The 12,339-nt window shown below is 64.5% G+C and carries 9 protein-coding genes and 1 pseudogene; 5 read left to right on the top strand and 5 right to left on the bottom strand.

The window, feature by feature from the left end; all coding sequences use genetic code 11:
* Positions 1-145: pseudogene (glyA, locus tag KUW17_RS04560) on the bottom strand (serine hydroxymethyltransferase); the annotation flags it as partial.
* Between the two features lie 169 nt (positions 146-314).
* Between glyA and KUW17_RS04555 the strand changes: the two are divergent.
* On the top strand, positions 315-1,076 hold the full coding sequence (locus KUW17_RS04555) for an NAD kinase (protein WP_222476247.1): 762 nt from the start codon (positions 315-317) through the stop codon (positions 1,074-1,076).
* A 450-nt stretch (positions 1,077-1,526) separates the two neighbouring features.
* On the opposite strand, the gene KUW17_RS04550 is transcribed toward KUW17_RS04555, so the two are convergent.
* The 4 genes from KUW17_RS04550 to KUW17_RS04535 all read right to left on the bottom strand — a co-directional run bounded on the left by KUW17_RS04550 (position 1,527) and on the right by KUW17_RS04535 (position 8,026).
* Entirely contained in the window at positions 1,527-2,972 is a 1,446-nt protein-coding gene (locus KUW17_RS04550) for an amidase family protein (RefSeq protein WP_222476246.1), read from the bottom strand.
* A 190-nt stretch (positions 2,973-3,162) separates the two neighbouring features.
* On the bottom strand, positions 3,163-5,052 hold the full coding sequence (gene prpE / locus KUW17_RS04545) for a propionate-CoA ligase PrpE (RefSeq protein WP_222476245.1): 1,890 nt from the start codon (positions 5,050-5,052) through the stop codon (positions 3,163-3,165).
* Positions 5,053-5,315: 263 nt separating this feature from the next.
* Complete coding sequence (locus KUW17_RS04540) at positions 5,316-5,708, bottom strand: GFA family protein (RefSeq protein ID WP_222476244.1); 393 nt, start codon at positions 5,706-5,708, stop codon at positions 5,316-5,318.
* Positions 5,709-5,752: 44 nt separating this feature from the next.
* Positions 5,753-8,026, bottom strand: coding sequence for an NADP-dependent malic enzyme (locus KUW17_RS04535; RefSeq protein WP_222476243.1), 2,274 nt, complete (start codon positions 8,024-8,026; stop codon positions 5,753-5,755).
* A 163-nt stretch (positions 8,027-8,189) separates the two neighbouring features.
* Here KUW17_RS04535 and KUW17_RS04530 point away from each other — a divergent pair, with 163 nt between their 5' ends.
* The 4 genes from KUW17_RS04530 to KUW17_RS04515 are packed head-to-tail and all read left to right on the top strand — an operon-like array spanning position 8,190 to position 12,287.
* A complete protein-coding gene (locus KUW17_RS04530; RefSeq protein WP_222476242.1) occupies positions 8,190-9,275 on the top strand; it encodes a cupin domain-containing protein in 1,086 nt (361 codons plus the stop codon).
* Positions 9,276-9,295: 20 nt separating this feature from the next.
* Entirely contained in the window at positions 9,296-9,772 is a 477-nt protein-coding gene (locus tag KUW17_RS04525; RefSeq protein WP_222476322.1) for a cytidine deaminase, read from the top strand.
* Complete coding sequence (locus KUW17_RS04520; RefSeq protein WP_222476241.1) at positions 9,772-11,076, top strand: thymidine phosphorylase; 1,305 nt, start codon at positions 9,772-9,774, stop codon at positions 11,074-11,076. Before KUW17_RS04525 ends, KUW17_RS04520 begins: the two co-directional genes overlap by 1 nt.
* Positions 11,076-12,287, top strand: a complete 1,212-nt coding sequence (locus KUW17_RS04515; RefSeq protein ID WP_222476239.1) for a phosphopentomutase — start codon at positions 11,076-11,078, stop codon at positions 12,285-12,287. Before KUW17_RS04520 ends, KUW17_RS04515 begins: the two co-directional genes overlap by 1 nt.
* Positions 12,288-12,339: the final 52 nt, after the last annotated feature.

The following is a 12,339-nucleotide window of genomic DNA, read 5'->3' as shown; positions in this document are numbered from 1 at the left end:
CGGCGGAGACGATGTTCTCCGAGGCGATCAGCTCGATCTCGTCGCGCTGGCGGCCCAGTTCCGCGGTGATCGAGGCATAAAGCTCAGGATCGCGCTCGGCGAGGGTTTGGGTGAAAAAGCCGGGGTCGCGGGTGGCTTCAGTCATGGCGGCTCCATTGGAGTAGGGGTCAGAATTGAGGGATTTCCTATAGGAAACATCCTTGCGCAGGAAGCCTGTAAAGCGACATTTCCCTGCGACAGAACGGCAACTATGGCCTTCGGCGGAAAGCTGTGATTGTTTCGGAACCAGATGCCTAATACCGGAAACAGATTTCATGAGTTTGAGAATCGCCTTTCTGGCCAGCGAGGCCGGCGTCGCTCAGGATGCGCTGAATGAATTGAGCGGCCGCTACGGCCATGTTCCGCCCGAACAGGCCGATGTGATCGTGGCGCTAGGCGGCGACGGCTTCATGCTGCGCACGCTGCACACGATGGTGGATCATACGGCACCGGTTTATGGCATGAACCGCGGCACGGTCGGCTTCCTGATGAACGAATACCGTGCGGAGGGGCTGATCGAGCGGCTTGAAGAAGCGGTGCAGGAGATCATCAATCCGCTGTCGATGACCGCGATGGACCGCCGCGGCGAGGTGCACAAGGCGCTGGCCATCAACGAGGTCTCGCTGCTGCGGGCAGGCCCGCAGGCGGCGCGGCTCCGGATTTCGGTGGACGGGCGCATTCGGATGGAGGAACTGGTCTGCGACGGCGCGCTGGTTTCCACCCCGGCAGGCTCCACCGCCTACAATTATTCCGCCCATGGCCCGATCCTGCCGATCGGGGCCGATGTTCTGGCGCTGACCGCCATTGCCGCTTTCCGCCCGCGGCGCTGGCGCGGCGCGCTTCTGCCCAGCAACGCGATGGTGCGGTTTGACGTGCTGGAGGCGGACAAACGCCCGGTGATGGCGGATGCGGATTCGATTTCTGTTGCCGACATTGATTGGGTCGAGATCCGCACCGATACGCAAATCCGCCACAAAATCCTGTTCGACCCCGGCCATGGGCTGGAGGAAAGGCTTATTTCCGAGCAGTTTACGTGAGTGTTTAACGTTGTGTTCACGGCTTTGTGAACTTCGCGGTAACAATTTAGTGCAAAGATTTACCCACAGGCAGATGTGATCGGCATTTGCCCGCGGGCTGCTAGGCCCGTGTGCCGTACCGGCGGTTTTTGTGCGTTCCAGTTTTGTTGTTTCCGCCGGAAGTGCCCGGTTCCCCTGCGCCTGTGCGTCGGGAATGTCCGGGTGCGGCCAGGCAAGCGCCGGAGGTAGTGAGTGGCTTGGGTACTATAGTTCCCCGGGGGCGGTCCAACCCGTTCCCGGGGCGCCTGGCTGGACGGCAATGTCCATCGGCGGAGGACCGGCGGCCCGGCCCTCTGGCTGCAGTGCCGCCAGTTGAATGACTGCAGCAGCTTTCCTCGCAACCACCTTTCGTCATAACCACCGGCGGGCGCCGGAAGCCGCATTTGCAGCGCGCTTACCCGCGCGGCTGTGTCACCGGGTGCCGCTTGCGGCCATCTTCTGCCACAGCGGCAGGCACATGCGGCCGGCCCGGGCCTCGATTGCGGCGCAAGCGTCCACTGCCAGATCCTCGCGCCAGCGGCGGGCGGCGATTTGCACATTGATGGGCTGCGCTCCCTTGGGCAGCGCGGCCAGACGGGCCGGTACCGAGGCGGCAGGCAGGCCGAGGAAATTCATCGCATAGGAATAGACCGCACAGCCCAGCACCTCATGCACGCCTGCTGCGCCTTCGGCGTCGCGGTCCGGCTTGAAAAAGGGCTGCGGCAGGAAAGGCGACAGCACCAGCGGGTATTCCTCCATGAACAGCGACCAGGCCCGCGCGTAATGGGTGCGCTTGGCCATCATCTGCAAAAGCTCTTCGCCGGCAAAGGGCGGGAATTCCTGGAAGTAGACGGCGAAGATGTCGCGCACGGTCTGCGAGCCAGCCGTGTCCACGTCGTTTTTCATCAGCGCATAGATCTCGCCCATCAGGGCGCGGTAGCCGGTGCGCCCGGCGTCGAACACATTGGGAGGCTCCGCCTCCTCGACCAGATAGCCCGCATCGCGCAGCGCGTCGCGGGCGAAATCCAGCGCTGCCTCCACTTCGGGGTGCAGATCGTAGCCGTGGGTGTTCTTGGTGAAGGCGACCTTGACAGGGCCGGCCAGCGCCGCGCCGCGCCAGGCCAAGGGAACATGGAACGGGTCGCGCGGATCCGGGGCAATCAGCGATGGCATCGACAGATGCAGGTCTTCCGCACTGCGGGCGATCAGCCCCTGCACCGACATCAGCTGCGCCAGCAGCCCGCGTTCCGCCGTCTGGCTGGGGTTCCAGGCGGGCACCCGGCCGAGGCCCGGCTTCACCGTGACCGCGCCGTTGGCGGCGGCGGGAAAGCGCAGGGAGCCGCCGATGTCATTGCCATGGGCCAGCGCGCCGATCCCGGCCATCACTGCCGCCCCCGCGCCGCCGGACGAACCGCCCGGAGAGATGTGCTGCCCCCAGGGGTTGTGGGTGCGGCCGTGCAGCGGGTTGTCGGTATCTGCCCGGAAAGAAAACTCCGGCGTGTTGGTGCGCCCGATCACCACCGCGCCGGCTTTGTGCAGGTTTTCCACCACTGGCGCGTCTGCCGGGGCAATCAGGTCCTTCAGCGCAGTGACGCCGTTGGAGGTGGCGTGGCCCGCCTGATCCACATTGATCTTGATGGTGACCGGCACGCCGTGCAGCGGGCCGGGTTTGGCGCCATCCGCGCGCGCCTTGTCCAGCGCGCGAGCGCGTTCCAGCGCCTCGGCGCTCAGGTCCTCGACCACTGCATTCAGAGCCGGGTTGACTGCGTTCATCCGGTCAATGGAGGCCTGGACTGCGGTTTCCGCGCTCAGCCCTCCGGTGCGGGTCAGCGACGTGAGCTCTGCGGCGCTCAGCTGCCAGATGTCCGGTTGTGTCATGCGCAAGCCTCCCTGGCTGCAGCCTAGGCAGGCAGGGCGGAGTTGCAAGCAAAACCGGACGGCAGGCAGCCGGAATCCCGCGGGGCGTCCGGCCCGCTTTCCGGGGTGGCAAAAAGGCTCCGCCTGATGGCGGAGCCTTGAAAGATGCTCGCAGGATTTTGGCCGTTTCCGGTGCAGGGAACCGCGTGTGTTACTTGGCGTAGCCGATGGTCTGCAGCGCCGCGGTGATCTCGTCCAGGATTGCCGGATCGTCGATGGTGGCGGGCATCTTCCACGGCGTGCCGTCGGCAATGTTCACCATGGTGCCGCGCAGGATCTTGCCGGAGCGGGTCTTGGGCAGCCGGTCGACGACAACCGCCAGCTTGAAGGCCGCGACCGGGCCGATCTTCTCGCGCACCAGTTTGACGACCTCGGCCACCACCTCGCCATGGTCGCGGTCGGCGCCTGAATTGAGGCAGAGGAAGCCCACCGGCATCTGGCCCTTGAGGCTGTCCGCCACCCCGATCACCGCGCATTCGGCGACATCCGGGTGGCCTGCCAGCACTTCTTCCATGCCGCCGGTCGACAGCCGGTGGCCCGCCACGTTGATCACGTCATCGGTGCGCGCCATGATGTAGAGATAGCCGTCCTCGTCCTTCATGCCGGCGTCGCCGGTCTCATAGTAGCCGGGGAAGGTGTTGAGATAGCTCTTCTTGAAGCGGGCCTCGGCATTCCACAGCGTCGGCAGGGTGCCCGGCGGCAGCGGCAGTTTCACCGCAATCGCGCCCAGTTCGCCGGCCGCAACCGGGTTGCCGCCTTCGTCCAGGATGTCCACGTCATACCCGGGCATCGGCACGGCAGGGGAGCCCAGTTTCGTCGGCAGCTCCTCGATCCCCAGCGGGTTCGCCGCAATCGACCAGCCGGTCTCTGTCTGCCACCAGTGGTCGACCACCGGCACCTTCAGCTGTTCCTGCGCCCAGGTGATGGTGTCCGGGTCCGCGCGCTCGCCCGCCAGGTAAACCTGCTGGAGGCAGCTGAGGTCGTATTTCTTGACGAACTCGCCCTTGGGGTCTTCCCGCTTTACCGCGCGGAAGGCGGTGGGGGCGGTGAAGAAGCTCTTGACCTTATGTTCGGAGATCACCCGCCAGAAGGTGCCCGCATCCGGGGTGCCGACCGGCTTGCCCTCGAACACGATGGTGGTGTTGCCGTGAATGAGCGGCCCGTAACAGATATAGCTGTGGCCCACGACCCAGCCCACATCGGACGCGGCCCAGAACACGTCGCCCGGCTCCACGTTGTAGATGTTCTTCATGGTCCAGTTCAGCGCCACCAGCTGGCCTGCGGTGTGGCGGATCACCCCCTTGGGCTGGCCGGTGGTGCCGGAAGTGTAGAGGATGTAGGAGGGGTGGTTGCCCTCGACCGGCACACATTCGGCAGGCTCCACGCCGTACTGGAAGCCGTGCCAGTTGACGTCGCGGCCCGGGACCAGATCCGCCACTTCCTGCTCGCGCTGGAAGATCACGCAGAAGTCGGGCTTGTGCGCGGCCAGGTCGATGGCGCCGTCCAGGAGCGGTTTGTAGTGCACGATCCGGCCCGGCTCAATGCCGCAGGAGGCGGCGATGATCGCCTTGGGCTTGGCATCGTCGATCCGCACCGCCAGCTCGTTGGAGGCAAAGCCGCCGAACACCACCGAATGCACTGCGCCGATGCGGGCGCAGGCCAGCATCGCCTCCAGCGCCTCGGGGATCATCGGCATATAGATGATGACACGGTCGCCTTTTTCCACACCCTTGGCGCGCAGCGCGCCGGCCAGGGTGGCGACCCGGTTGCGCAATTCGACATAGGAGATTTCGCGCTTGGTATGGGTGACCGGGCTGTCGTAGATGATCGCGGTCTGCTCGCCGCGGCCCTGTTCGACATGGCGGTCAACGGCGTTGTAGCAGGTGTTCACCTTGGCATCGGCAAACCATTCATAAAGGCCCTCGCCCTTGTCGGACAGGGCCTGTTTCGGCGCCTCGTCCCAGCTGATCGCGCCGGCAGCCTCCATCCAGAAGCCTTCCGGATCCTGTTTCCAGGCAGCGTAAATATCCTGATATCCCATGGTGTTCATCTCCTCCTGCCAATTGCGTAGGCGAGAAGCCGGCGGCCGGGCAAGTTTTGCGGCATCCGCAGGCAAGGTTCGTCAATGAATTTACAGCATCCGGCCGGATTTCTGCCAACTGTTTACAGGATTTACAGGCTGCCGCGGCTTTGCAGCCCGCATGCTTTGCAAACCGGTCTTTGCTGCAGAATAATCCTGAAAAGCGCCAAAAGATTGCAAACTTGCAAATTTAGGCGCTGCCCGCCGAAATCCGCGGCCGGGAATCACCCGCTTGAGGATTTGGCATAGCGGGGCAGGCTGTCTTTCAGCTCCAGCCAGCTCACATGGTCTGAATGGAACACATGGAACTTGGGAGGCATCTGGCTGGGGCTCTCCAGCGTGGCGGTGTAAAGGTGGATGTTCACCGGATCGCGGGCCGTGCGATAGGCCATCTGCGTGCCGCAGGCGCCGCAGAACAGCCGCTCCACGCCTTCTGATGAATTGTAGACCTTGGGTGAGGCGCCGGACCATTCCACCGCCTCATGCGGCAGCCCGAAAAACGCGGTGACAGGTGCCGCGCAGTTGCGGCGGCAGTCGGCGCAGTGGCAATAGCAGCTCCAGGCCGCCTCGGCCCGGCTCTCCCAATGCACTGCGCCGCAGTGGCAATGCCCTCTCATGTCCGGCCTCCCTGGTTGGGCGGCCGGCAAATGGGGCCGCGCAGTTAACCGTAGTGCGCGACCGGGGTGCCGGCAATGGCGGCCATGTTGAGCAGGCCCCGCGCGGTGATCGACGGCGACACGATATGGGCGCGGTTGCCCATGCCCATCAGGATCGGCCCCACTTCCAGCCCGCCGGCCCGCATCTTGAGGATGTTGCGCACGCCGGAGGCTGCATCGGCATGGGCAAAGATCAGCACATTGGCCGCGCCGTCCAGCCGCGAATTGGGGAAGATCCGCTCGCGCAGATCAGGGTCCAGGGCGGTGTCGATGTTCATCTCGCCCTCATAGACGAAGTCGCGGCGCTTATCGTCGAGGATTTCGATGGCGGCGCGCAGCCGGCTGCCGGTGTCGCAGGAGATATTTCCGAACTGCGACTGCGAGCACATGGCGATCTTCGGTGCGAGGCCGAAGCGGCGCACATGGCGGGCGGCGCCCATCACGGTTTCGGCGATCTGCTCCGGAGTCGGCTCCACATGCACATGGGTGTCGGCAATGAACAGCGGCCCGTCTTCCAGGATCATCATCGACAGCGCGCCGTGCGGAGAGTAGGTGCCGCCGCCCAGCACCTGCTGCACATAGTTCAGGTGCCAGCGGTATTCGCCGAAAGTGCCGCAAATCAAACTGTCGGCCTCGCCGCGGTGCACCATGATGGCGCCAATGGCGGTGGTGTTGGTGCGCATGATCGCCTTGGCCAGATCCGGCGTCACCCCCTGGCGCTGCATCAGCTTGTGATAGCTGTTCCAGTAGTCGTAATAGCGCGGGTCGTTCTCCGGGTTGACCAGCTGGAAATCGCGGCCCGGGCGCACATCTAGGCCCAGCTTCTCGCAACGGCGTTCGATCACCTCCGGGCGGCCGATCAGGATCGGGGTCTCGGTGGTTTCTTCCAGGATGGCCTGGGCGGCGCGCAGCACCCGCTCATCCTCGCCTTCGCTGAACACGATCCGGCGGGCGGCGGCGCGGGCGGCCTCGAACACCGGGCGCATCAGCAGGGCGGACTTGAACACCGTCTGGTTCAGCTTCTGCTTATAGGCGGTGATGTCCTCGATCGGGCGGGTTGCCACGCCGCTTTCCATCGCCGCCTTGGCCACGGCGGAGGATACAACCGCCACCAGCCGCGGATCAAACGGCTTCGGGATCAGGTAATCGGCGCCAAAGGTCAGCTGCTCGCCCTTGTAGGCCGCCGCCGCCTCAGCCGAGGTGGTGGCGCGGGCGAGTTCGGCAATGCCGTCGACGCAGGCAATCTGCATCTCGTCGTTGATCTCCGTCGCGCCCACGTCCAGCGCCCCGCGGAAGATGAAGGGGAAGCACAGCACGTTGTTGACTTGGTTGGGAAAATCGCTGCGCCCCGTGGCAATGATTGCATCCGGCGCCACCTTGCGCGCCTGGTCGGGCATGATCTCCGGCGTCGGGTTGGCCAGCGCAAAGATGATCGGCCGCTTGGTCATCTTTGCCACCATTTCCGGCTTCAGCACGTTGGGGCCGGAGAGGCCCAGGAACATGTCGGCGCCGTCCATCACCTCGTCCAACGTGCGCAGGTCCGAGGCTTGGGCGAATGCCGCCTTCTGCGGGTTCATGTCCTCTTCGCGGCCCTCGTAGACCAGCCCGTGAATGTCGCACAGCCAGATGTTTTCGCGCTTGACGCCCAGCTTGACCAGCATGTTGAGGCAAGCAATCCCCGCCGCGCCGCCGCCGGTGGAGACAATCTTGATGTCCTCAAACGACTTGCCCGCCACATGCAGTGCGTTCTTGGCAGCAGCACCCACCACGATTGCGGTGCCGTGCTGGTCGTCGTGGAACACCGGGATGTTCATCCGCTCGCGGCAGAGCTTCTCGACCACAAAGCAGTCCGGCGCCTTGATGTCTTCGAGGTTGATCGCGCCGAACGTCGGCTCCAGCGAGCAAACGATATCGGCCAGCTTCTCCGGATCGCTCTCGTTCACCTCGAGGTCGAAGCAGTCTATCCCTGCGAAATTCTTGAACAGGACCGCCTTGCCTTCCATCACCGGCTTGGAGGCCAGCGCGCCGATGTTGCCCAGCCCCAGAACCGCCGAGCCGTTTGACACAACCGCAACCAGATTCCCGCGCGAGGTATAGCGGGCGGCGTTGGCCTCATCCGCCTTGATTTCCACGCAGGCCTCCGCCACGCCGGGCGAATAGGCGCGGGCCAGATCGCGCCCGTTGGCCATCGGCTTGGTCGCGCGGATCTCCAGCTTACCGGGACGGGGAAACTCGTGATAGTTGAGTGCGGCTTGGCGCAGGCTCTGTGAATCGGACATCTGGCGCTCCTCGGAAAGGGTATTGTTTAGCGTTAAACCATTTTTTCTGCCGGAAACATAGCGCAAACTGACGCAAACGGACGCGGCGGCAGCCAGGGCGGCGGGTTCTTGCATAAACACTGCCGCAGGGTCACTGTCCTGCCAACAGATCAGGGAGTGAAAAATGAGCGAAACAATCGCCGAGATCCGCCTGCCGACGGATGAGCTGCGCAATGATATTCCGTTTTATACCAAGGTGTTGGGTATGAAGATGGATATGATCTATCCGGCGGATGATCCGCGCGTCGCGGTGTTCTCCGGCCACAGCCTGCGCCTCAGGATCGAAAAAGGCGCCGAGGAAAGCCCCGGCACAATCCGCATTTTGACTGAAGATCCTGATGGATTTGCCGAAGGCCGGCGCCGTCTGACCGCACCCAATGGCACGAAGATCGAAATTGAAGACCGCCACCCGCCGATGGTGATGCCGGAGACCGTGCACAGTTTCGTGGTCCGCCGTCTCAAGGACCAGGCGCCCTGGATCATCGGCCGCGCAGGCATGCACTACCGCGACCTGGTGCCGGACCGGCTAGGCGGCTCGATCATCGCCAGTCACATACGCATTCCCGACGGCGGTCCGGTGCCGGACATGGTGCATTTCCACCGGGTTGGCTTCCAGCTGATCTTCTGCATCCACGGCTGGGTCGATGTGGTCTATGAGGATCAGGGCGAAAAGATGCGGCTCACAGCGGGCGACTGCTTCATCCAGCCGCCGGAAATCCGCCACCGGGTGCTGGAAGCCAGCGACAACGTGCAGGTGATCGAAATCGGCGTTCCGGCTGAGCATGTGACGGAGATCGACCACGAGATGACACTGCCGACGCCGCACTACCGTCCCGAACGGGAATGGCAGGGCCAGCGGTTTGTCTACAACAAGGCGGAAGGCGCCGAGTGGTTGCCGTTCCGACTGCCGGGCTATATCTGCCGCGACACCACCATTGCCGAAAACACCAAGGGCGTCGCTGGCGTGCAGGTGGTGCGCCGGGGCGAGGGCGATCCGCAATGGGCTGCGCATGACACCGACATCCATTTTACCTTTGTGATGAACGGCGAGGTGACGCTGGAGGGTGAGGGCCGCGAGCCTTACCGCTTGGAGCAGGGCGATGCCTTTGTCATTCCGCCGGGCATGAAGACGCGCCTCAACGCGCCGTCTGACGATGTGGAGTTGCTGGAGGTGACGCTTCCGGGGGTGTTCAATACCGCGCTTGCCTGAGCGGGGATCTGGGCAAAGAACTGCATCCGGGGGCTTCCGCTTCGCGGAGTAATTCAGCTATCCTGCGGCATCTTGACCAAATGATCAAAAACCGGGGAATCGCCATGAGCCTCAAAGCCGCCGCCGCCGCCGTCCGCGAAAACGCCCACGCGCCGTATTCCAACTTTAAGGTCGGCGCCGCTGTCCGCTCCGCCTCCGGCCAGATCTATGTGGGCTGCAATGTCGAAAACGTCGCCTATCCTGAGGGCACCTGCGCCGAGGCCGGCGCCATCGCCTCGATGGTGGCTGCAGGGGAGAAAAACCTGGCGGAGGTCTATGTGATCGCCGACTGCCCGACCCCGATCACCCCCTGCGGCGGCTGCCGCCAGAAGATAAAGGAATTCGCCAGCGGAGACGTCAAGGTCATCATGGCCACCACCGACGGCGAGGAGCAGGAAACCACCATCGCCGCGCTGCTGCCCGGCGCCTTTGACGCGGATCATATGGAGCGCAGCTGATGGACGCCCGCGCCATCAACGCAACGCTCCGGCGCGGTGAAACGCCCGGCGAGGACGCGCTGCGCTGGTTTGCCGACGGCCTGGCCAGCGGCGCAGTCTCGGACGCGCAGGCCGGGGCCTTTGCCATGGCGGTCTGCCTGCAAGGCCTCAGCGTCGAAGGACGCCGCGCCCTGACGCTGGCGATGCGCGACACCGGCGATGTGCTGACGTGGGACCTGGACGGCCCGGTGCTGGACAAGCATTCCACCGGCGGTGTGGGCGATTGCGTCTCGCTGCTGCTGGCGCCTGCGCTGGCGGCCTGCGGGGCTTATGTGCCGATGATCTCCGGCCGCGGGCTCGGCCACACCGGCGGCACGCTGGACAAGCTGGAAGCGATCCCCGGAGTCTCCACCAGCGTCAGCGAAGACCACCTGCGCCGGATGATGCAGGACATGGGCTGTGCCATTGTCGGCGCCACGGCGCAGATCGCCCCCGCGGATAAACGCCTTTACGCAATCCGCGATGTGACCGCGACGGTGGAAAGCCTCGACCTGATCACCGCCTCGATCCTCTCCAAGAAACTCGCGGCCTCGCCGGATGCGCTGGTGCTGGACGTCAAGATCGGCTCCGGCGCTTTCATGAAGACCGCCGATGACGCCCGGGCGCTGGCGCAATCGCTTTGCGATACCGCCAATGCTGCGGGCTGTAAGACCTCTGCGCTGATCACCGACATGAACCAGCCGCTGGCACCGGCGCTTGGCAACGCGCTGGAGGTGGCGGAGGTGATGCGGGTGCTGACATGCGGCGCATCCGCGCCTCTGGCGGAGATCACTGCAATACTGGGCGGAGAGCTGCTGGCCCACGCGGGCCTCGCAGCGGATGCTGATGACGGCGCGGCCAGGATCGGCGCAGCCCTTACCGATGGCCGCGCGGCAGAACGCTTTGCCAAGATGATTGCTGCCATGGGCGGCCCCGCGGACTTTGCTTCAAAATGGCAGGATCACCTTCCGGGCGCAGAAGTGGTGCGCGAAGTCAAAGCCCCCGCAGCCGGGCATGTCTCCGCCATGAATGGCGAGGCACTTGGCCTGGCAGTGGTCGCTCTGGGCGGCGGCCGGATGGTGGAAAGCGACAAGATTCAACCGGGTGTTGGCATCTCGGACATTGCCCGCCTGGGCCGGAAGGTCGGGGCAGGAGACACCCTTGCCCGCATCCACGCCGCCAGCGAAGATGCAGCAGACATGGCAGAGGCTGCGGTCCAGGCGGCCATCGCCATCGGCGATGCGCCGGACACCCTGCCGCCGCTGGTTCACGAAAGGATCTCCTGATGCCCCGTGCCTTCCTTGTGGTGATGGATTCCGTTGGCATCGGCGGCGCGCCGGATGCCGGCACTTTCTTCAACGGCGACCTGCCGGACTTGGGCGCCAACACGCTGGCCCATATTACCCAGGCCTGCACTGCCGGGCAGGCGGAGGAGGGCCGCAGCGGCCCGTTGCATGTTCCGAACATGGAACGCCTCGGCCTCGGTGCAGCGATGAGGCTGGCGTCGTCGGTGCCGTTTCCCGGCCTGGATGCAGTGCCTCAGGGCCGCTGGGGCTCTGCCCGCGAGCTCAGCCGCGGCAAGGACACGCCGTCGGGCCATTGGGAGCTGGCAGGCCTGCCGGTGCCCTGGGACTGGCACTATTTCCCCGATCAGGCGCCGTCCTTTCCCGATGATCTGACCACCTTTGTGGCGGAGCAGGCGGGCACCGATGGCATCCTTGGCAACTGCCACGCCTCCGGCACGGTGATCCTTGATGATCTGGGTGCCGAACATATGCGCACCGGCCAACCAATTTGCTATACCTCCGCCGACAGCGTCTTTCAGATCGCCGCGCATGAGGAAACATTCGGCCTCGACCGCCTGCTGGCGCTTTGCGAGGCCATTGCCCCGCGGCTCCACGCCATGAAAGTGGGCCGGGTCATCGCGCGTCCCTTCCTGGGTTCGGCAGAAGAGGGCTTCACTCGCACCACCAACCGCCGTGATTACGCAATCAGCCCGCCGGCGCCAGTTCTTACCAACTGGGTGCAGGACGCTGGACGCAAGGTCCACGCCATCGGCAAGATCGGCGACATCTTCTCCATGACCGGTATCGACACCCTGAAAAAAGGGTCGGATGCCAAGCTGATGGAGCATCTTTTTGAAGCGGTGGAGACGGCGGAGGACGGCAGCCTGACCTTTGCCAATTTCGTCGAGTTCGACACCCTGCACGGCCACACCCGCGACATCTCCGGCTATGCAAGGGCGCTGGAGTGGTTTGACGCCGAACTTGACCGCCTGCTGCCCAGGCTGCGTAAGGGCGACATGCTGGTGCTGACCGCCGATCATGGCAATGACCCCAGCTGGCCCGGCTCCGACCACACCCGCGAACAGGTGCCGGTGCTGATCGCCGGGCTTGACGCGGGCACCATCGGGCAGATCAAATTCGCCGATGTGGCGGCCTCCATCGCTGCCCATCTGAACGTTCCGGCCCAAGGCCCCGGCAAGAGCTTTCTTTGACCTCATGGTCAAAACACGCTTGCCTGGCGCGGCCAAGCCCGTAAAAGCGCGC

Origin of the sequence: Leisingera aquaemixtae, assembly GCF_019801145.1 — a bacterium.
Lineage (GTDB): Bacteria > Pseudomonadota > Alphaproteobacteria > Rhodobacterales > Rhodobacteraceae > Leisingera > Leisingera aquaemixtae_A.
Note: the sequence above shows the minus strand (reverse complement) of the source record. Positions and strands in the feature narration are given on the sequence as shown.